This window comes from Tardiphaga sp. (assembly GCF_025356345.1).
In the GTDB taxonomy this organism is placed as follows: domain Bacteria; phylum Pseudomonadota; class Alphaproteobacteria; order Rhizobiales; family Xanthobacteraceae; genus Tardiphaga.
In genome coordinates, this window is the sequence record NZ_JANXTC010000235.1 from 1 (window position 1) to 20,479 (window position 20,479).

Below are 20,479 nucleotides of genomic sequence, written 5' to 3' on the forward strand. Positions count from 1 at the left end.
GCACATTGGCCTGGGCATTTTCGCGCGCCGACGTCGACTGGTCGAGCGTGGCCTGCGACACGACCTGGCGCGAAACCAGATCGGACTGGCGCTTGAAATCCGCCTCGGCCTGTTTCAGCGACGCCTGCGCACCGGCCTCCGCCGCCTGCGCCTGATCGAGCTTCAGCTTGTAGGTCTCGGGCTCGATTGTGAACAGCGACGCACCCTGCTTGACGAAGGTGCCGTCCTGATAGCTGATCGTCTGCAGCACGCCCTGCACCCGCGCGACGAGATCGACGCTCTTGATCGGCGCGGTATTGCCGGTGGCTTCTAGATAGCGTGAGATATTGCGCTGCACCGGCGCGGCGACATCCACCTTCGGCACCGGAGGCGGCACAAAACTATTTTGCTCGCAGGCACTTAACGCCAAGGCCAGCGCTGCGACGATAGCTATGCGTGCAAACGCTTGGCCGCATGGCAATCGCGATTGTTCACTTCCACAACAGACAGATAAAGGCGGTCGCCGCATATCCCTGCCCCGGCACCAATTCGCTGCGGACACTCTCAAATCAAGGTCGGAATCGATCCATATCGACAATCTGTTTGTAGTGGAATAAAAAACCAGAAAATGATGACGCGTAAAAGACGCTATACTATATTCATGGTACTTTATTTTGAAGCTGCTGTCCGACACACCAACCAGGGACGTCTTCAAATGAACGACATTTTGAGGTCAGTGACGAAGCAGTGGCCGATGTCGGTCGCCATCATCATCGCAATATGTATGCCGGCAGCGGCGCAGGCGCCGAGCCAGGCGCAACGCGACGCCATCAAGTCGCAATGCCGTTCCGACTATATGGCGCATTGCGCAAGCGTACCGCCTGGCGGCGAAGCATCGCTGCAATGCCTGCAGAAGAACATGGCGAGCCTGTCCGCCGGTTGTGCGGGCGCCGTGCGCGCGGTCGAACCGCCCGCGGCGCCGAAGGCAGAGGCAGCGCCCGCTCCCAAGGCTGACGCAGCGCCGGCCGTGCCGAAGACCGAATCCGCACCGCCGGCTGCCGAGAGCAAGCCCGCGGCCGCGAGTACGTCGCCAAAAGCGAACGCCGGCACGCCGATGAAGCAACCGAGCAGCGCGCAGGTCGCGGCAATCCGCAGCGCCTGCAGCGGCGACTATCCAAAAGTCTGCAAGGGTGTGCCGACCGGCGGGGCGCCGGCGCTGCAATGCCTGGAAAAGAACAAGGCGAAGCTGTCGGCCGGCTGCGAAGCGGCCGTCAACGCAGCCAGCGGCGCGCCGGCGACGACCGCCGCGGCGCCCGCAGCGAAAGGCGCGGCGGCACCGTCCGTAACCGCTGCGCCGGCCGCTCCGGCCGTCATCGTGCTGCGGCCGATGCGACCGCGCGAAGAACTGTTCGTGTTGCGGTCGGCCTGCGGCGGCGACGTACGATCGCTCTGCGCCGGCGTCGCGCCCGGCGGCGGCCGCATCGTGCAATGCCTCGCCGGCAATGCCGCCTCGCTGTCACCGGCCTGCACGGAGGTGCTGGCCCCGTTCGCCGCGCGTTGACTTCTGCGAGCAGCGTCGAAGGCATCGCGCGCTTGCCGGCTACTCGCCGCGAAATGCAAGGATCAACTGGATCAGCCGCACCGACAGGATGACGTAACAGAGCGACATAACGACCTGATAGAGGATATGCCAATCCAGCTTGGCCAGCTTGTACAGACCATCGAGGAAGTTCAACAGCAGCAGGACGCCCCCGAACAGTTCGACGCCGCGTCCGACGAGACCGTGACGGAGATAGCCGAACAGCACGATCAGCGGCTCGTCGCTCGATACATGAGCGCCCGCCGAAACGATCAAGGTACCGACGATCATCTTCTCGACGTGTTCGAAGATTCCCTTGGAGGCGGATTCAAGATGTTCTCCATAGAATGCAAGCCACTTGCTTCTGCTCTCCGACATGATCGCTCCTTGCCGCGGTCGGCTTCGGGTGGATGGATTGGCCGCCCCATCCGGCGCGGTATGCCGGCGACGCAACTATCTTTTGTTCACGGCCGAACGACGCAGGCCCGACATGCTTCCAGAGAACCTTTGTCCCGACGTCGAACTATCAACCATAACCAAAAGGGATATTAACATGCGAGCATTTCTGCTGATTGCAGCGGCCGTCATGGCCTTTGCTGCGACGATGATCGTCGAGTCAACCGATGCCAATGCGGTCGTCTGTGCCCGCGGCGTCTATCGTGCCGGTTGTGCCGGTTATCGCGGCGCGGTTGTCGTGCGCCGACCGGCTGCCGTCTGCCGCACCGTCTGGGTCAATGGCGTGCGGGTGCGCCGCTGCGTCTGACGCCGTCGCGACCGGCCCTTGAGACAGCTGCGGCCCGGCGCTCATGGCCGGGTCGCGGCGTCGACCCGATGGGGCGGCCATGCCGGTCCAACTCAGTTCACCCGCAGCAACCAATTGGCCGATGACGTATCGCACGCCGGGGCTGAAGGCCCGTCATGCAGCGGGGCGGTTTCGGATCTGATCGCGACGCCGGTCGTCGTCGGAGAGAGTTGACCTGCTCAGCATCAGGATCGACATCCCGCAGATCAACATGCGTGTGCATGCCCATTCACAACACTGTTATTGCGCCTGTTGCGCTCCTCGCCTCCGTGAACTGGGCGTTTCGCGCTCGGTACTGTAAGGTCTCAGGGCAAACCCGCGAGGAGCCATTCCATGACGATCGCCGTCCTGAACCGCCGCAAACTTCTCGCCGCCGGCGGGGCCGTGCTGGCAACAGGGGTTTCCGGCCTGCTGCTGCCCGCACGCGCGGAAGGCCTCGCGCCGACGCCGTCGATGTCGGGCGGATCCAACAACTACATCAAGGGCGCGCCGACCGTGGAACGGATCGGCAAGGGCGGTTTCTGGATGAGTGGCACCGTCCGCCGCGCCGGCGACGGCGCTCCGCTCGCCGGGCAGCGCATCCAGATCTGGGCGCACACAACCGAAGGGCAGGAGCATGAGCCGCACAGCCACGGAGCCACGCTGACCGACAAGAACGGCGTGTTCCGTCTCGATATGCCGCAGATCATTCCCATCTTCGGCCAGCCGCACGGTCATCTGGCGTATGACAGCGGCGACTTCAAAACCGTCTTCCTGCGCCCTGTGCTGCGCAGCGCAAAGGAGACCAGCCTGGAGGCGCACTTCGTGCTGCAGCCGGCCTGACCGAATTGCAAGCGAAGCGATGGAATCCGGCTCGCGTAGTCTTGACCTGGGCGGTCCTGGCAGCCGCCATATGCATTCCGATCGCCGCGGCCATGGCGAGCCCCCTGCTCACATGGCGCGGTCCGGTCTACATCCTGGCCGGGTTTGCCGGAATTGTCGCGCTGGGTGCCTTGCTGTTTCAGCCCCTGCTCATTCGCGGTGATCTGCCGGGACTATCTGCCCATACGGGGCGGCGTACCCATCGCTGGGTCGGAGGCATATTGGTGGTCGCGGTGATGATCCACGTCGCAGGCCTCTGGATCACCAGCCCGCCGGACATGATCGACGCCCTGCTGTTCTCGTCGCCCACGCCGTTCTCACCCTGGGGCGTGGTCGCCATGTGGGCCATCTTTGCCGTGGCGCTTCTGGCTGCACTCCGGCGGCGACTGGGGCTGCGGCTGCGAACCTGGCGCATCGCCCATCTGCTGCTCGCCATCGTCATTGTCGTCGGAAGTGTGGCCCACGCCATGCTGATCGAGGGGAGCATGGAGACGATATCGAAGGCAGCACTTTGCGCGCTGGTCCTCGCAGCGGCCATAGCCGTCATCGCGGACCTGCGAAGGTGGAGAAGACCAGGGACGCCGCCGCGTGAGAGCATGCCCCGAAACGTGGATCGCGGCTTCGGAAAGGATCATGCTCAACCAGAAACCAGAGTAAAATGACGATTCGAAGAGTCGTCATTTTACTCTGGTGATCCTTCAGGCGGGATTGCCGTTGGGTCGTGGGTCGGTTCCTACCGGCGTTCTTGCTCGGCTTGTTCAAGATCGTCTTCATGATCATTCCCCGCCTTTCGGCGGCGTTCAAATCACTCCGGCGGATCCCGACCTGAAAGCTGCGTCATGAAACTTCTCCTGATCAATCCCAACACCTCCGCCGACATGACCGATCGCATGATACGGACGGCGGCGCGGGTGCTGGCGCCCGACGTCGAGCTGGTCGCGATCACGGCGACGCGGGGGATGCCCTATATTGCCAGCCGCGCCGAGGCGGTGATCTCCGGCACGATCACGCTGGAAATGATCGCGGAACATCATCACGGCGTCGACGCGATCATCATCGCGGCGTTCGGCGACCCCGGACTGATCGGCGCCCGCGAATTGTTCGAAGTGCCAATCACAGCGATGGCGGAATCCTCCATTCTCACCGCCTGCATGCTGGGCAAGCGATTTTCGATCCTGACCTTTTCGAGGACGCTGGTGTCCTGGTATGAAGACGCGGTGGCATTGGCCGGCCTCGAGGCGCGATGCAGCGGCATCCGCGTGCCAGATGTCAGCTTCCAGTCGGTGGCGACCGTCCAAGACGAACTCGAGGGTGAACTTGTCGCGCTCGCCGAGCGGGCCGTGAAGGAAGACGGCGCCGACGTCATCATTCTCGCCGGCGCGCCGCTGACCGGACTGGCAGAGCGCGTTGCCGATCGGATTTCGGTGCCGGTCATCGATCCGCTCTCGGCGGCGGTGTGCCATGCGCAGACGCTGGCACGACTGCGTCCCCGGCCAGCCCGCGCCGGCCGCTTCGCGCGGCCGGGGGCCAAACCGGCCCAGGGCCTGTTGCCAGCCCTGGCCGATTGGATCGAACACCGCCCGGCGAGCGAAGCATCCGGACTGGTCTCAGAGACGACCAAGAAGAGCTGACATCGCAGCCGGCCGACGCTACTCGAAAACGACCTCGGCCTCGCCGAGCGCCTCGAAGCGGACCACGCAGCGGTCGCCGGGCTTGAGGAAATCCATCCCGGTCCAGCTTCCGGTGGTGACGATATGACCTGCTTTCACGCCATCTGACAACATATTGGCCAGCGCCACAGCGGCCCCTAGCGGGTCACCGGTCGGATGGCCGCCCTGCTTGTGATGCACGGTCGCGCCATTCACCAGCATCGTGATCCGAAGGTTGGGCAGATCGAGATGCGACCAGTCCGCCGTCTCCGGCCCGAACACCAGCCCACCATTAATGGTGCAATCCGCCAATTGCTCCAGATTGGGGCGACCGCGGGGGTTGCTATACCGGCCCGACACGATCTCGATGGCCGGCAGCACGGTCACCGCCAAGGCGACCTCCTCGCGCGTGTAAGGTGCGCCGGTTGCCGGCAGGTCGCGCGTAAAGCGGAACGCGATCTCGCCCTCCACCCCGAGATGCGGCACCTCGGCCGGCGACATCCGCGCCGGACTGGACCGAATGGTGCGCTCATAAATCAGACCGCGGGTCGGCTCACCGTCCGGCGGCGCACCGGCCTTGAAGCCGCCGATGGCCTCGCCCAGCAATGCCGCCACGCGATCCTGCACCGCATGCGCTTTGGCAACCGATGCGGGCACGATGGGCAGCGCGTCGATCAACACGCCGGTGCGTCGCGCCTGAACCAGCCGTCCGGCTGCGTCTTCTATTTCTGATTCGGTCATCGGGGTTCCTTCGGAAAACATCTAGCGGATTCGTAGGCCTGCCATGACGACAGGCTTTCGTGAACGCGCGCAGTATTATACCCACGCTGGTCCGACATCGATCGAAAATTCCAGAGCGCGAATGCAAGCATGACCTGCTTTGTACCGCGAAGCCACGTTCAATTATACCACTATCAACATCGCAGGCTGAGCGCACCTTATTGGATCAGCCGTCGACAATGATACCGTCGACCGATACTGGCGCATTCAACCTTTGTCTTAACGATTGCGCCGCTAAAATAGGAACTACGATTAAGAAGCAGCTTTAATCGACGGACAATCTGAAGATGACTTGGTCGCGCGTGTTGCAGCGAGTGGCGGTTGTTGCGCTCCCGTTTAACAACAACAAGAGTGGCTCGATCGCTGTTATATTTGCGATCGCCTGCGTTCCGCTCATCATATCGATCGGCTGCGCGGTCGATTATGCGCAGGCCATGCGGATGCGCGGCAAGCTGCAGGCAGCGGCGGACGCAGCGAGTGTCGGCGCGGTGGCGAGCAAATCCCCGGGCTATATCGCGGCAACCGGGATGTCAGCCGACGGCGTCGTTGCAGTGGCGCGAACCGATGCTCTGGCGATCTTCAACGGTAATATCAGCGGATTAACCGGCTATAATAATTTGCTCACGACCACCACCGTGACAAAAGTCGGATTGCAGCTCACATCAACCGTGCAGTTCAGTGCCAGCGTAACGACAACCTTCATGAAATTGGTTGGATACCCTACGCTGACGGTGAACAGCACTTCGGTATCAGAGGCAACGCTGCCCGGCTATCTCGACTTCTATTTGATGCTCGACGTATCGGGATCGATGGGCCTGCCCTCCACCAACAGCGAGCAGACCCGGCTCGCCGCCATCAATCCAGACAATTATTCGCAGTATCCAAATGGCTGCACCTTCGCCTGCCATTTCACCAATGCCGGGGCTTGCAGCAACTCGACACAGAAATACAATACCAATAATTATTGTATGGGCTATTCGCTGTCGCGCACTGCCGGGAATTCAGGCAATACGGCGGTTTCGAACTGCGCCTCGCCTGGCACCGGTGCCTGCATCCAGCTGCGCGCCGACGCCGTCGGCTATGCCGTTTCGCAATTGCTGGTCACGGCCAATGCCAGCGCCAAGATCGCCAATCAGTATCGCGTCGGGTTGTATCCCTTCATCCAGAATCTTTATACGTATTTCGCGCTGACCAGCAGCATCAACGGATCGCCGAGCAATGCCGGCACGATCAATTACGCTGCGGCAAATCTGGCCTCCTTGCTGGATACCGGCGTCAATTCCAACCTTGGCTCGGGCGGCACCCATTTCGAAAACGTGCTGCCCGCCATGAACACGCTGATCTCCAGCGTCGGCACCGGGACCGCGTGGAATAACACCCTGCCCTACGTCTTCCTGGTAACCGATGGAGCGCAGAACAACCAGACGCAGTGGGGCGGCGGCTGGAGCGGCAACAACAATGCGACGGTGATGAACTCGACACTGTGTGCATCGTTGAAAAACCGCGGCATCGTCGTCGCGATACTCTACATCCCGTACCAGACAATCCAGAATCCGACGAGCTTCGCTAACAACGAGGATTACGCGGTGAATGCGATCATTCCTAATATCCCGGCGACGCTGCAGGCCTGTGCCTCGCCAAATTTCTTCTTCACGGCCAACACGCCTGCCGATATCACGACGGCTTTGAACGCCATGTTTAACCAGGCCCTCGTGACCGCGCACATCACCAACTGATACACTCTAATCCGGTGGATCGGATTTCATCCACGCAAACTAAACCTCACTCGCAAAAGCCGGCATCTTCAACCACTACCGCTCAACAAAAACCCGGCCCTCTCGCGAAGGCCGGGCGTTTCACGATGGTGGCTTGCTCGATCAGCCGCGGGTGCGGGAGCGGATCATGAAACTGTCAAAGGTGTATTCGGCGACCTGCCACCACAGATATTCATCCGAACGGTAGGCCTGCATCGCATCGATCGATTTCTTGAAGTCGGCGTTCTTCGCGGAGATCTCACCCCACAGCTCATTGGTCGCCTTCAGGCAGGCGTCGAGCACCTCGTTGGTGAACGGACGCAGTTGGGTGCCGCCAGCCACCAACTGCTTCAACGCACCCGGGTTCTGCATGTCATAGCGGGCCGCCATCCAGGTATTGGCATTGGTGCAGGCGTTGGCCAGAATTGTTTGGTAGTTCTTCGGCAACGAATTGAACTTGTCCAGATTGGTGAAGGCATGGACCATCGGGCCGCCTTCCCAGAAGCCAGGATAATAATAATATTTGGCGACTTTCTGGAAGCCGAGCTTCTGGTCGTCATAGGGACCGACCCATTCGGCCGCATCGATGGTGCCTTTTTCCAGCGACGGATAGATGTCGCCGCCGGCAAGCTGCTGCGGCACCACGCCGACCTTCTGCAGTACCTGGCCGGCAATGCCGCCGATACGCATCTTCAGACCAGACAGATCCGCGACGGTCTTGATTTCCTTACGGAACCAGCCGCCCATCTGGGTGCCGGTGTTGCCGCAGGGATGACCAATCACACCGAACTTCTTGAAGAACTCATTGCCAAGCTCCATGCCGCCGCCCTGATACCACCAGGAATTCTGCTGGCGGGCGTTGAGGCCGAACGGCACCGAGGCGTAGATCGCGAAGGTCGGATCCTTGCCGACATAGTAATAAGAGACGGTGTGACACATCTCGACGGTGCCGTTGGAAACCGCGTCCAGCGCCTGCAGCCCGGGCACCAGTTCGCCGGCCGCGAACACCTGAATCTGAAACTTGTTGTCGGTCATCTCGGCGACCTGCTTCGCCATATGCTCGGCGCCGCCATAGATGGTATCGAGCGACTTCGGAAAGCTCGAAGCGAGCCGCCACTTGATTTCAGGCGTCGACTGGGCGATCGCCGGAGAGGCAACAGCGGCCACCGCGGCGCCTGCCGTTGAGACCTTCAAAAATTCACGACGCTTCATTCGAGCTCTCCTTGTTGCGGGCGTTTCCCTGGATTCCTGGAGCATGTTCAACGGATGACGCGTAACCGATTCAACCGAAGACGCTCTGGTGCATGACTTTCTTACACGGAAATTCGGCCGCGGAAAACACGGCGAACCGCTTGGCGCGGCCAATTAAACGAAAGTTCTATACGGCGATTGTGGTTGGAGCCACCATCCCTCAGGCGGCGGCGACGATGCCTGGTAGCTGGTCACGGACCAGGGCCGCGATCGCCCGATAGATCGCCGCATGCGGACCATCCGGCTCGCTCGCCACCACCGGCGTTCCAGCGTCGGACATCGCCCGGATCGACATGTGCAGCGGCACCTCGCCGAGAAAAGGCACGCCGAGCCGTTCGGCCTCGTGGCGAGCGCCGCCATGGCCAAAAATATCCGACCGCGTGCCGCATTCCGGGCACTGGAAATAGCTCATGTTCTCGATGATGCCGAGCACCGGCACGTTGACCTTGCTGAACATCGCCAGCCCGCGGCGGGCATCGATCAGGGCCAGGTCCTGCGGCGTCGACACGATCACCGCCCCCTTCAGCGGGACATTCTGCGCCAGCGTCAACTGGGCGTCGCCGGTGCCGGGTGGCATGTCGACGACGAGGACGTCGAGCGTGCCCCAGGCGACGTCGCGCAGCATCTGGGTAATCGCCGACATCACCATCGGCCCGCGCCAGATCATCGCGGTCTCCTCCTCGACCAGGAACCCGATCGACATGATCGACAGCCCGAACTTGGCGATCGGAATCATCTTCTTGTTGTCGTCGAGCGTCGGCTTGTCGCGGATGCCGGTCAGGCGCGGCACCGACGGGCCGTAGATGTCGGCATCGAGCAGTCCGACGCGCAGCCCGAGATCGCGCAGGGCCAGCGCCAGATTCAGCGACGTGGTGGATTTGCCAACGCCGCCCTTGCCGGAGGCTACCGCGATCACCGCGGTGACGCCGGGGATTTCGGCCTGCCGCGACATCGGCGACCCCGCCGGATTGGCCGGCGGACGATGCGCCGAGACCGGCTGCACGCCATGGCTGTGGCCGGCGTGGCCCGCGGTTGCCGGCGCCGGTGCGACGCCCGCCTTGCGCTCCGCGGTCAGCGCCACCATCGCCCCGGTGACGCCCGGAATCGCCCGTACCGCGGCTTCGGCCTGCGCCCGGACACCTTCCCAAGCGCGGGCCTCACTGGCCTCAACATTGATCGAAAACAACACCTTACCGTCGGATACCGAGATTTCGGATAACACGTTGGCATGCAGCAACGGGACGCCGCGCGGCGAATTGACCTTGGCCAGACCGTCAAGAACTTGCTGCTTTGAAACGCTCACTGGATATCTCCCGGCCGGCTGGATTGAGACCGGAGACATAGAGCTATTCGAAGCCGAGTACAGGGGCAATTTTGCATCGAGGATGCTTTGGTCAGTGCCAAGCCCGATACCGCATTTGAGGAAAACCCGAAGCTCGAAATGCCATTTCTAGCGCCGGGGGCGCCGATCGAGGTGCCCGACCTTGCCTCGACCGTATCAGCCTTTATGCTGCGCCGAATTCTCCCGCAGCCGCCCGGCACGGGCGCCTCACCTCTCCAATACAGCACGTTCGGCACGCAAGCCGACAACTCCAAAGGGTATGGATATGGCCAAAATTGCTTTCATCGGTCTCGGCGTCATGGGTTTTCCGATGGCCGGCCACCTCGCCGCCAAGGGCAAGCATGAGGTGACGGTGTTCAACCGCAACCCGGCCAAGGCCAAGGCATGGGCGGACAAGTTCGGCGGCAAGACGGCGCCAACGCCGCAGGCGGCTGCCGAGGGCCAGGAATTCGTGATGGCCTGCGTCGGCAATGACGACGATTTGCGCTCCGTGACGACAGGCCAGAACGGCGCCTTCGCCGGCATCGCCAAGGGCGCGGTTTTCGTCGATCACACCACGGCCTCCGCCGAAGTCGCCCGCGAGCTCGATGCCGAAGCCACCAGACTGGGTTTTCATTTCATTGACGCCCCGGTGTCGGGCGGCCAGGCCGGCGCCGAGAATGGCGCCCTCACCGTGATGTGCGGCGGCACCGATTCTGCCTATGCCCGGGTCGCGCCGGTCATCGAATCCTACGCCAAGATGCAGAAGCTGCTGGGGCCGGCCGGCTCAGGCCAGCTCACCAAGATGGTCAACCAGATCTGCATCGCCGGGCTGGTCGAAGCGCTGTCGGAGGGCATCCACTTCGCCAAGAAGGCGGGGCTCGACGTCAATGCCGTGATCGAGGTGATCTCCAAGGGAGCCGCGCAGTCCTGGCAGATGGAAAACCGACACAAGACGATGAACGACGGCAAGTTCGATTTCGGTTTCGCGGTCGAATGGATGCGCAAGGACCTGTCGATCTGCCTCGCCGAGGCCCGCCGCAACGGCGCGAGCCTGCCGGTGACCGCCGTGGTCGACGCGTTCTATTCGGAAGTCGAGACGATGGGCGGCAAGCGCTGGGACACCTCGGCCCTGCTGGCGCGCCTGCAGCGCTGAACCAGCTGAAAGAGCAAAATAATACCGGAGCGGCCCGTGTCACGCCGCCGCTCCGGTGCTTCGATTTAATAGTGGATTAACCGGAATATCTGATTTTTTAAGGCACCTCTTAAGGATTTAGCGGCACAGATAGGATGCGTAAAAAGCGCGCGCCGGCGCGTACAGGATTTGTGTAAGTGTGATGAGTAAGCCCGCCGATAGGCCAGAAGTCGTGCATTTGCCGGCTGAACCTCCGGTCGTTGCCCCGGCGCGCAATCGCCGAGTCGCAGCGCAGCGGGTCCGTGAGGCGCGCGACCGGTTAACCTCAACCTCGGGCACCCGCCCGGCCTTCGACCGCGAATTGCTCCGCCAATACGCCCAGACCCGCCTGTCCGCCTCGCTGGTGGTCACGCTGCTGGTGATCGGCACCGGCCTGCTGTTCGGCTTCTGGATGCAACCGCTGCCGGCGGCGATCTGGTCCTGCGCGATGCTGTGCATTCACGCGGTCGTACTGCGCACCTGCAACCGCTATCTGAACGAGCCCCCGACCCCGAACCGAACCCGCAAATGGCGGATTCGCTTCATCGTGCTCGATCTGCTGTACGGCCTGTGCTGGACCGTGATCCTGGTGCATCCGACCGGCAGCGACATCGTCTCGAATTCGCTGATGATGTTCCTGATGCTGCTGGTGGTCGCGGTCTCCAGCATGCTGGCGGCCAGCCTGCCGATCGCGGCCTTCGCGGCGACCGCTCCGGTGACCATGGGGGTGGCGCTGAACTTCATCCTGCGCGGCACCTTCGACAATTACGTGCTGGCGTTGCTCGCCGTGGCCGCCGAAGGCTATTTTGCGCTGCTGGCGCACCGGCTGCACTCGACCACGCTGGCGACGCTCGAAGCACGCGCCGAAAAGGACGCGCTGATCGGCGAACTCGAACAGGCCAAGGCGATCTCCGATGAGGCCCGCCATCGCGCCGAAGCCGCCAATGTCGCCAAATCGCGCTTCCTCGCCCAGATGAGCCACGAACTGCGCACGCCGCTGAACGCCATCCTCGGATTTTCCGAAGTGATGAAGAGCGAGATCTTTGGCGCCCACGCGGTGCCGGTCTACAAGGACTACTCCGCCGACATCCACAATTCCGGCGTGCATCTGCTCAATCTGATCAACGAGATTCTCGACCTGTCGCGGATCGAAGCTGGTCGCTATGAGCTCAACGAGGAAGCGGTGTCGCTGGTCCATGTGGTGGCGGATTGCCATCATCTGCTGAAGCTGCGCGCCTCCAGCCGCGGCATCACCATTCACGAAGTGTTCGAACACGGCATGCCGCGAATCTGGGGCGACGAGCGCGCCTGCCGCCAGATCGTGCTCAATCTGCTGTCGAATTCGATCAAGTTCACGCCGCAGGGCGGCGAGATCTGGCTCAAGGTCGGATGGACCGCCTCCGGCGGGCAGTATCTGAGCTGCAAGGACACCGGTTCCGGTATCGCCGAGGACGAGATCCCGATCGTGCTGGCTTCGTTCGGCCAAGGCTCGAACTCGATCAAATCGGCAGAACAGGGCGCCGGGCTCGGCCTGCCGATCGCCAAGAGCCTGATCGACATGCATGGCGGCACCTTCACGCTGAAATCGAAGCTGCGGATCGGCACCGAGGTCATCATCACCTTCCCGCCGGAACGGGTGATGTCGGCGCTGGCACCGATGGCCGAGGAAGCCCCGCCGCTGTCGCCCAGCTACGAAAGCAGCACCGCCGACGAACGCCGGCGCCCGCGCAACAAGCCCATCATGAGCGCGGGAACTGGACTGTAACGGACCGCTTGCGAAGGCGGCCCGAACCGCATCATTGTCTACCCATGAGCAAAGAATCGCCGTGCATCGCAGTCTGCATCATCGCCCCCTCCACCAAGCTCTGCCTCGGCTGCGGGCGAACGCTGCCGGAGATCGCGCGCTGGCATGGCATGCCGGGCGCGGAGCGGCTCGAGATAATGGCTTCGCTGGACGCGCGGATGGCCGCGGCCGGCCTGCAACCCTCCTCCATTTACGCGCCGACGAAAAAGGCCGCGACTTCCTGACAGGTGCGCCATGAGCCGGCTGCTGTTGCTGGTCGTGCTGGTGGCCGCCACGGCGGGCGCCGCTTTTGCCTATGGCGACCCGACGCAGATCGCCAAGGCCGGCACCATCGTCACCGAATTGTTGCGCAGGACGCCCGCTGCCGTGCCGCGCGCCGTCGCCGTCGAACGCGGCCAGAGCGGCGAATTCGGCCTGCAGGCCAGGATCAACGGCGTCAATGCGCCGATGGTGATCGATACCGGCGCGACCTCGGTGGTGCTGACCTATGAAACCGCCAAGGCCGCCGGGCTGCCGCTGGAATTGCTGGTCTATGACGTCGAGGTCGAAACCGCCGCCGGCCACACCAAGGCGGCGCGGCTGACGCTGGACCGTCTGGCGGTTGGCAAACTGGTGGAGCGCTCGGTGCCGGCGCTGGTAGTGCCGCGCGGGCAGATGAAAACGAATTTGCTCGGCATGAGCTTTCTCGACCGGCTGGAAAGCTGGGAAGTGCGCGCCGACCGGCTGATGCTACGCGGCTATCCCTGACGCCTCCGCTGCCACCGATTCCTCGACCTCGGTCTCGACCAGCGCGATCGCCTCGCGCAGCACCTCGATGCCGGCGCCGTGCCGGGTGCCATTCTCGGCGAGATAGCGCCGGAACGCACGGGCCCCGCGCACGCCGTGGAATGCGCCGACGAAATGCCGCGTCATCGAATGCAGCCGGACACCCAGCGCCAGCTGATCGGACATATACGGCATCATCGCCTCGAACACGTCCTTCATATTGGCATAGGGCGCCGGCTCGCCAAAAATCTCGGGATCGACAGCGAGCAGCCGCCACGGCTCCTGATAGGCCGCGCGGCCCAGCATCGCGCCATCGACATGCGCCAGATGTGCGACCGCTTCCGCAACACCAGGGATGCCGCCATTGATGATCACCGGGACGTCCGGCATCGCCGCCTTCAGCCGGTAGACGCGGTCATAATCCAGCGGCGGAATGTTGCGGTTCTCTTTCGGCGACAGGCCGTTCAGCCAGGCCTTGCGGGCGTGCACGATCAGCGCGTCGGCGCCGGCTTCGACCACGGCGCGCGCCAGCGCGTCCAGCGCCAGTTCCGGGTCCTGGTCGTCGATACCGATCCGGCATTTCACGGTGACCGGTACGGAGACCGCGCGCTTCATCGCGGCGACGCCTTCGGCGACCAGTTCCGGCTCGGCCATCAGGCAGGCGCCGAAACGACCATCCTTCACACGGTCGGAAGGACAGCCGACATTGATATTGATTTCGTCATAGCCAAAATCGGCGCCGATTTTGGCGGCTTCGGCGAGAGCCTGGGGATCCGAGCCGCCGAGCTGCAACGCCACCGGATGTTCGCTGGCATCATAGCCCAGCAGCCGCTGCCGATCGCCATGGATGATGGCCCCCGTCGTCAGCATTTCCGTGTACAGCAGCGCCCGCCGCGTCATCAGCCGGTGAAACACGCGGCAGTGACGGTCAGTCCAGTCCATCATCGGCGCCACGGAAAATCTATGTGATTGATTTATCTTCATTTTTCGAATACATTCAAATCATTAGATCGCGTCGTGTGCACTCTATCTTACGCCATGACACGACGTTTTTTTCGGCTTTTCGACGCCTCAGCGCACACGCGTGGCTACCCCTAGCAGATTAAAGTCAGGTTGGTGGCGTGCCTAGGTCCGGCGTAACGTAAAACACGTCAACGAGACTTTCGTCCGCCGGAAGGACGCCGAGGACTGGGCTCTGCCAATAGATCACGCACGCATCGCAGGCGGCTTAGGTCGCATTTTGTCACCGAAGGCAAGTTGCTCCCCGCGCTTATCGACTAGCCAGATTCTCGACCAGGGTGCGCGGCCGTTATATTCGGCGCGATCCGGTTGGAATTGGCCTCGTTTCAGCTGAAGATGACTTCAATACCTTGCTTGGCCGACCAAGAACTTTTTCCGGCACCGGAGGGCTCGAGCATCATTTCGCGGCCCGCGGGCGATGCAACTCGTCCACGCGGCTGGCGCCGTCTCGCAGCGCCTCCGGAACCTCATCCCCCGGTCCGCCGGAAAGCGCAAATCCCTTGATCAGCGCGTAGACGGCCGGAATCACGATGAGCGTCAGGATCGTCGACGAGATCATACCGCCGATCATCGGCACCGCGATGCGCTGCATGACCTCCGACCCGGTGCCGGTGCTCCAGAGGATCGGGATCAGACCGGCCATGATGGCCACGACGGTCATCATCTTCGGGCGGACCCGCTCAACCGCGCCCAGCATGATCGCCGCGTTCAGGTCGGAACGCGTGAACGGCCTGTCCTCCGCCGCCCGGGCGGCCTGGATCTCCTTCATCGCGTGATCGAGATAGATCAGCATGATGACGCCGGTCTCAGCGGCGACGCCGGCCAGAGCGATGAAGCCGACAGCCACCGCGACCGAAAAATTGAAGCCGAGCCACCACATCAGCCACAGTCCGCCGACAAGGGCGAACGGCAGCGACAGCATCACGATCAGCGTTTCGGTCAGGCGTCGGAAGTTCAAATACAACAGGAGGAAGATGATCAGCAGCGTGGCGGGCACGACGATCTTCAGCCGCGCGGTCGCTCGTTCGAGATATTCAAACTGGCCGCTCCAGACGAGGTAGTTTCCGGGCGGAAACTGCACGCTGGCGGCCACGGCCGCCTTGGCGTCGGCGACGTAGCCGCCGAGATCGCCGTCACGGATATCGACGAAAATGTAGACCGCGAGCTGGCCGTTTTCGGTCCGAATCGACGTCGGTCCACGCGTCAGCTTGATCACGGCGACCTCGCCGAGGGGAACGGTGCCTCCGCCCGGAAGCCCGACTAGGGTCTGTTGGGATTCATCGAGAGTTTATCACGGCTGCGACCAGATGGATCATAGAAGCGAAGCTCTGGTCGGTCTTGTCTGCGCGCATGGCGATCCGTTTGAATTCCTTCAGTTTGCCGAAGAAGTTCTCGATGAGATGTCGCCATTTATACATCTCCTCATCAATGGCGAGAGGCATTGCACTTCGCGAATGCTGGGAGATGACGGCTTTGGCGCCGCGCGCGTCGAGATCGGCGATGATGGCGTTGCTGTCGAACGCCTTGTCGGCGATGAGCGCGTCAAAGGCCAATGCGTCGATGAGCGTCGGCACGCCCACGGTGTCGAAGCGCTGTCCCGGTAGAAGCACAAAGCGCACGAGATTACCGAGTGCATCGGTGAGGGCCAAGATTTTAGTGGTCATGCCGCCTTTCGAACGGCCGATCGCTTGATTTTGCGTCCCCCTTTGCGACCTGACCGTGACGGTGGACCTTGACGATGGTGGCGTCGACCATGGTGTACTCCATGTCGGGGTCGCCGGAGACCGCGTCGAACAGCCGCTTCCAGATATCCGCCTTCACCCAGTCGCGGAAGCAGGTGAACACGCTGTTCCAGTGGCCGAACGAGGGCGGCAGATCCCGCCAGGGGCGGCCCGTTCGCGCGATCCACAGCACGGCCTCGACAAAAAGTCGGTTGTCCTTGCCGCTGCGGCCGGGGTCGCTCGGCTTGCCGAGACAAAGCGGCTCCATCTTTGCCCATTGGGTGGAGTGGGCCCCTCGGGGTGGACAGGTTCAGGCCGCTGGATTGACCGTCTGCCGGGCGTGTTGCTTCTCAAATTGCGCGGGGCTGATGTAGCCCAAAGCTGAGTGTAACCTTCGAGCGTTGTAGACGTTGTCAATGAATTTGGGAAGATTCTCGACAACGTCGGCGACGGTCTCGAACGCCATTGGATAAACGCCCTCAACCTTCAGCGTCTTCATGAAGCTTTCGGCCTTGGCGTTGTCGTACGGATTTCCTCGCCGACTCATGGATCCTTTGATGGAGTGCTCGGCCAGGTAGTCGCGGTAGATCTTGGCAGCGTATTGGGCGGATTCAACCGGTCGTCGCAACACTTCAAAATGGAGGTGGACGATGGATATCAAGAAGCGACGTTCGGACCGGTGCACACGGTCATCACTGCGGTCGCCAGGGAGGCCACCGGTCGCCAATCGGTATGAGCGTGAGATGTTCTGGGAGTATGTTGCTGCCGGCATGAGCAGCGAGGCAGCAGCGGTGAAGGCTGGAGCGTCACAACCGGTTGGCAGTCGTTGGTTTCGGGAGGCGGGCGGTATGCCACCAGCGGAGTTCAGGCGTTCGGCAAAGCCTTTGTCAGGTAGATATCTGTCATTGGCGGAACGTGAGGAAATCGCGTTGTTACTGGTCCAAGGACATGGCGTGTGCGAGATCGCACGCCGGCTCAGTCGAGCAGCCTCGACGGTATCCCGGGAGATCCGGCGCAACGCCGCGACCCGTAGTGGCAATTTCGAATATCGTGCGACGACGGCCCAGTGGCATGCCGAACGTGTGGGCCGCCGTCCTAAGATCGCCCAGCTTGTGGCCAACAGCGCGCTGAGCCGCTGGGTTGAGGAGCGGTTGAACGGGGCCGTTGCGAAACATGGCGGCGCGTCCATCTCCGGTCCGACGGTATGCTGGAAGGGGCGGCGATATGGACCGCGTCAGAACCGGCGCTGGTCAAAGGCATGGAGTCCGGAGCAGATTGCCAAGCGTCTACCCATCGACTTTCCATATGATGAAAGCATGCGCATCAGTCACGAAGCCATATATCAGGCGCTATTCGTGCAAGGCCGCGGCGCCTTGCGCCGTGACCTCACCGCCTGCCTACGCAGCGGACGGGCTCTACGCGTGCCGCGGGCGCGTGCCGGCCAGCGCGGCAAAGGCTTCGTGTCGTCCGAGATCATGATCAGCGAGCGTCCTGCAGAAGCCCACGATCGGGCCGTACCCGGGCACTGGGAAGGCGATCTCATCCTTGGGCTCGGGAGCTCGGCGATCGGCACACTGGTCGAACGCTCCACGCGCTTTACGATGCTACTGCATCTACCGCGCATGGAAGGTCACGGTGCCGGGCCGGGCGTCAAGAATGGGCCGGCGCTGGCCGGACACGGCGCCGAGGCGGTTCGGGGCGCGATCACACGCACCATCACTACCTTGCCGGCAGAACTGCGCCGCTCACTGACCTGGGATCAAGGAGCGGAGATGGCGCAGCATGCGCGTCTGAAGATTGACGCTGGTGTCGAGGTCTACTTCTGCGATCCGCAAAGCCCTTGGCAACGTGGCACCAATGAGAACACCAACGGGTTGCTGCGCCAGTACTTTCCCAAAGGCACCGATCTCAGCACGCATAGCGCCGATACGCTTGCGGCGGTCGCCGCCACGCTCAATGGCAGACCGCGAAAGACGCTGGGTTGGAAAACACCGGCTGAGGCGCTTGACCAATGCCTCGCGCAGATCGACAAACAACACGTTGCGACGACCGGTTGAATCCGCCGTCACAGATTGCAGCCATTGTTGCAACGATGGCGGTGTCGTCGGCGGCACAGATCGGTTCGTCGTAGAAAGTGGAACGAGCGACTCCCATCAGTTTGCACCCTTCGGAAAGGCTGATGCCGCGGTGCCTACAGTTACGGATATGGTCTCGCTTCTCGGACGTGGTCTTGGCTGCAGAACCCCCTTTAGAAACTCTAGTTCGAGAGCCTGCTTGCCAACCAAACGCTCGAGCGCGACGATTCGTGCTTCGTATGTCCCGAGCAGATCGGCGGAAGCGACGTCCTCATCGAGTGCACCTGCCTGAAACTTGTCGACCCAAATCCGGATCAGGTTACGGGAGACATCGTGCCGCTTGGAGAGCCCGTGCAGCGTCTCGCCGCCCAGATACTCCTGTGACACTTGCCGCTTGAACTCGACGCTGTGGGCTCGATGCTTTGCCATGGACCTTCATCCTCTGAAAACCCGGCCGCCCGGTCAATTGCTGAAAGCCAACCTGTCTGCCCCGAGGGGCCCACTCCAGGGCGTCAGTCAAAACGAACCGGTCCATCCACAGCTTGAATCACAACCAACCCCGGATGGGAATCCTAAGTCCCAACAGACCCTAGGCCGTAGACGGGCGCAACAGGCACCGTGCCGTTATGTCGCAGCGCGATCGCTAATCTGCTCGATCAAAACGAAGCGCCGAACCCGCCCGTAAAGTTACGCAGTCTTCACCCCCGCCTCCTGCCGTTTGAAGCAAGAAGGTCTAATTGCCGTAATCTAATTGCGGTGCAGCTAAACAGATCGGTCAAATTAGTGGGGCAGTGTTGCGACAGCTTTCACTCGAAACTGGCCGTCATAGTGCCAGGCATGCAAGCTCGCATCTCGACAATATCGACACAAGGTATACGCATGTCGAGCGCAAATCTATTTTGCTGGGTGAAAGTCTCAGACACAATGGTGAAGGAGCAAGACTATGGTTGATACTAAAAACGACACCAAGGGATCACAAAAACTCGGACTAGGTCAAGCTTTACTGCTCACAACACTTTTTGCCATGCTAGTTTTTGCAATCGTATGGGGCATGCTGGCTTGGACCTCCGCTGAGGGCGCTGAAATGTCTATTCATGGCTGGATCGCGCTCACGCTTGGTACTACCTTTTCTTTAGTCATTGGCTGCGGCTTGATGGCTCTAATGTTCTACAGTAGCCGAAGTGGCTACGACGATACTGCAACGCCAAAGTTCCGAAAGCCGGATGCTCCTACAAAATAGTTCTTCGGATTCAGTTTCAGTTATTAGGATTGATTACTTGGACCTTAAGATGCCCTCGTCTCGCTCCGAGCGCAACATCTCTTCCGCTTTCTCTGTCAACTGATCAATCTGGCGCAACAAAGCAGTCAATTCACTGTCTCTGAAATCGCCTATGAGAGCTTTGCTGCGCTCTTTGCCGCCTGCAACTAGTATTTCATACGCCGCGCCTCCGTGCCAATGATCATGAGATATCTGAGTCCGAAGAGTTTAGCCTCGGGGCGTAGGACAGAGATCAAATAGTTATGCCGAATAGAGATGTGTGTTCGTCGTCAGGCAATTTGAGACTGATCAGGTGTTTCGAGAAGAGAGGCTCTGGCTCATCAGTGGTTAAAGTTTAAGCGGCTTGCAGTCGGTGCTGCAAGCGACGGTTTTCGATGGTGGCGAGTTTGATGCGTCTGCGTTCTGCGATGACCGCCTCCGCTCTGCCGTAGTAGACGTCCGCTGGCGTGACGTTGTTGATGCTCTCATGATAGCGGGCGTGATTGTAATGCTCGACGAAGGCTTCGATCTGTCGTTCGAGATCTCCGGGTAAATAATAGTTTTCCAGCAGAATGCGGCTCTTCAGAGTCTGGTGCCAGCGCTCGATCTTGCCCTGGGTCTGGGGGTGATACGGTGCTCCCCGCACGTGCTGCATGCCCTTGTCTTCGAGCCAGTCAGCAAGATCG

The 20,479-nt window shown here is 61.7% G+C and carries 21 protein-coding genes and 2 pseudogenes; 12 read left to right on the plus strand and 11 right to left on the minus strand.

The annotated features are described in order from the left end of the window. Positions 1-508 (minus strand): biotin/lipoyl-binding protein (locus Q0S16_RS14240; protein WP_295849321.1); only part of this gene is annotated, 508 nt, incomplete at its 3' end. 225 nt (positions 509-733) lie between these two features. Between Q0S16_RS14240 and Q0S16_RS14245 the strand changes: the two genes are divergently transcribed. Next, positions 734-1,540, plus strand: coding sequence for a hypothetical protein (locus tag Q0S16_RS14245; RefSeq protein WP_295849323.1), 807 nt, complete (start codon positions 734-736; stop codon positions 1,538-1,540). 39 nt (positions 1,541-1,579) lie between these two features. Here Q0S16_RS14245 and Q0S16_RS14250 read toward each other — a convergent pair whose 3' ends face one another. Beyond that, positions 1,580-1,936, minus strand: coding sequence for a hypothetical protein (locus Q0S16_RS14250; protein ID WP_295849286.1), 357 nt, complete (start codon positions 1,934-1,936; stop codon positions 1,580-1,582). Between the two features lie 175 nt (positions 1,937-2,111). On the opposite strand from Q0S16_RS14250, the gene Q0S16_RS14255 reads away from it, so the two are divergent. The 4 genes from Q0S16_RS14255 (at position 2,112) to Q0S16_RS14270 (ending at position 4,852) form a co-directional block, all read left to right on the plus strand. Beyond that, complete coding sequence (locus Q0S16_RS14255; RefSeq protein WP_295849325.1) at positions 2,112-2,321, plus strand: hypothetical protein; 210 nt, start codon at positions 2,112-2,114, stop codon at positions 2,319-2,321. A gap of 372 nt (positions 2,322-2,693) precedes the next feature. Further along, complete coding sequence (locus tag Q0S16_RS14260; RefSeq protein WP_295849288.1) at positions 2,694-3,182, plus strand: Twin-arginine translocation pathway signal; 489 nt, start codon at positions 2,694-2,696, stop codon at positions 3,180-3,182. Positions 3,183-3,274: 92 nt separating this feature from the next. After that, complete coding sequence (locus Q0S16_RS14265) at positions 3,275-3,883, plus strand: ferric reductase-like transmembrane domain-containing protein (RefSeq protein ID WP_295849327.1); 609 nt, start codon at positions 3,275-3,277, stop codon at positions 3,881-3,883. 177 nt (positions 3,884-4,060) lie between these two features. After that, the gene (locus Q0S16_RS14270) at positions 4,061-4,852 is read left to right on the plus strand and encodes an aspartate/glutamate racemase family protein (RefSeq protein ID WP_295849290.1); all 792 of its coding nucleotides are present in this window, start codon (positions 4,061-4,063) and stop codon (positions 4,850-4,852) included. An 18-nt stretch (positions 4,853-4,870) separates the two neighbouring features. On the opposite strand, the gene Q0S16_RS14275 is transcribed toward Q0S16_RS14270, so the two are convergent. After that, positions 4,871-5,548: a fumarylacetoacetate hydrolase family protein gene (locus tag Q0S16_RS14275; RefSeq protein WP_295849292.1), complete on the minus strand. Its 678-nt coding sequence runs from the start codon at positions 5,546-5,548 to the stop codon at positions 4,871-4,873. 389 nt (positions 5,549-5,937) lie between these two features. Here Q0S16_RS14275 and Q0S16_RS14280 point away from each other — a divergent pair, with 389 nt between their 5' ends. Then, a complete protein-coding gene (locus tag Q0S16_RS14280; protein ID WP_295849294.1) occupies positions 5,938-7,386 on the plus strand; it encodes a pilus assembly protein TadG-related protein in 1,449 nt (482 codons plus the stop codon). A 141-nt stretch (positions 7,387-7,527) separates the two neighbouring features. Here Q0S16_RS14280 and Q0S16_RS14285 read toward each other — a convergent pair whose 3' ends face one another. Together Q0S16_RS14285 and apbC are read right to left on the minus strand one after the other, a co-directional pair. After that, positions 7,528-8,616, minus strand: a complete 1,089-nt coding sequence (locus tag Q0S16_RS14285) for a TRAP transporter substrate-binding protein (protein ID WP_295849296.1) — start codon at positions 8,614-8,616, stop codon at positions 7,528-7,530. Positions 8,617-8,815: 199 nt separating this feature from the next. Beyond that, on the minus strand, positions 8,816-9,958 hold the full coding sequence (apbC, locus tag Q0S16_RS14290; RefSeq protein ID WP_295849298.1) for an iron-sulfur cluster carrier protein ApbC: 1,143 nt from the start codon (positions 9,956-9,958) through the stop codon (positions 8,816-8,818). Between the two features lie 304 nt (positions 9,959-10,262). Between apbC and Q0S16_RS14295 the strand changes: the two genes are divergently transcribed. From Q0S16_RS14295 to Q0S16_RS14310, 4 genes are all read left to right on the plus strand, one after another. Then, on the plus strand, positions 10,263-11,132 hold the full coding sequence (locus Q0S16_RS14295) for an NAD(P)-dependent oxidoreductase (protein WP_295849300.1): 870 nt from the start codon (positions 10,263-10,265) through the stop codon (positions 11,130-11,132). A gap of 181 nt (positions 11,133-11,313) precedes the next feature. Beyond that, positions 11,314-12,915, plus strand: a complete 1,602-nt coding sequence (locus Q0S16_RS14300; RefSeq protein ID WP_295849302.1) for an ATP-binding protein — start codon at positions 11,314-11,316, stop codon at positions 12,913-12,915. Positions 12,916-12,959: 44 nt separating this feature from the next. Then, entirely contained in the window at positions 12,960-13,178 is a 219-nt protein-coding gene (locus tag Q0S16_RS14305; protein WP_295849304.1) for a DUF1289 domain-containing protein, read from the plus strand. Between the two features lie 10 nt (positions 13,179-13,188). After that, on the plus strand, positions 13,189-13,701 hold the full coding sequence (locus tag Q0S16_RS14310; RefSeq protein WP_295849306.1) for a TIGR02281 family clan AA aspartic protease: 513 nt from the start codon (positions 13,189-13,191) through the stop codon (positions 13,699-13,701). Here Q0S16_RS14310 and dusA read toward each other — a convergent pair. The 4 genes and pseudogenes from dusA to Q0S16_RS14330 form a co-directional block, all read right to left on the minus strand. Beyond that, on the minus strand, positions 13,684-14,703 hold the full coding sequence (gene dusA, locus Q0S16_RS14315; RefSeq protein WP_295849308.1) for a tRNA dihydrouridine(20/20a) synthase DusA: 1,020 nt from the start codon (positions 14,701-14,703) through the stop codon (positions 13,684-13,686). The two genes, Q0S16_RS14310 and dusA, sit on opposite strands and share 18 nt — an antisense overlap. Before the next feature lie 433 nt (positions 14,704-15,136). Further along, positions 15,137-16,003, minus strand: a pseudogene (locus Q0S16_RS14320) (efflux RND transporter permease subunit); the annotation flags it as partial. A 13-nt stretch (positions 16,004-16,016) separates the two neighbouring features. After that, positions 16,017-16,728, minus strand: a protein-coding gene (locus tag Q0S16_RS14325; protein WP_295849310.1) for an IS5 family transposase whose coding sequence is annotated in 2 segments (ribosomal slippage) — positions 16,017-16,443 and positions 16,442-16,728 — 714 coding nt in all. Because the reading frame shifts where the segments join, the coding sequence is not laid out codon by codon here. Positions 16,729-16,770: 42 nt separating this feature from the next. Continuing rightward, a pseudogene (locus Q0S16_RS14330) lies at positions 16,771-17,064 on the minus strand (integrase core domain-containing protein); the annotation flags it as partial. A gap of 46 nt (positions 17,065-17,110) precedes the next feature. Here Q0S16_RS14330 and Q0S16_RS14335 point away from each other — a divergent pair. Then, positions 17,111-18,517 carry an IS30 family transposase gene (locus tag Q0S16_RS14335; protein WP_295849312.1) on the plus strand — a complete coding sequence of 469 codons (1,407 nt, stop codon included), beginning with the start codon at positions 17,111-17,113 and terminating at the stop codon, positions 18,515-18,517. Between the two features lie 96 nt (positions 18,518-18,613). On the opposite strand, the gene Q0S16_RS14340 is transcribed toward Q0S16_RS14335, so the two are convergent. After that, positions 18,614-18,964 carry a transposase gene (locus Q0S16_RS14340; RefSeq protein ID WP_295849314.1) on the minus strand — a complete coding sequence of 117 codons (351 nt, stop codon included), beginning with the start codon at positions 18,962-18,964 and terminating at the stop codon, positions 18,614-18,616. 514 nt (positions 18,965-19,478) lie between these two features. On the opposite strand from Q0S16_RS14340, the gene Q0S16_RS14345 reads away from it, so the two are divergent. After that, positions 19,479-19,775: a hypothetical protein gene (locus Q0S16_RS14345; protein WP_295849316.1), complete on the plus strand. Its 297-nt coding sequence runs from the start codon at positions 19,479-19,481 to the stop codon at positions 19,773-19,775. 373 nt (positions 19,776-20,148) lie between these two features. On the opposite strand, the gene Q0S16_RS14350 is transcribed toward Q0S16_RS14345, so the two are convergent. After that, positions 20,149-20,479, minus strand: a 331-nt coding sequence (locus tag Q0S16_RS14350) for an integrase core domain-containing protein (RefSeq protein WP_295849318.1), incomplete at its 5' end; no start/stop codon positions are given.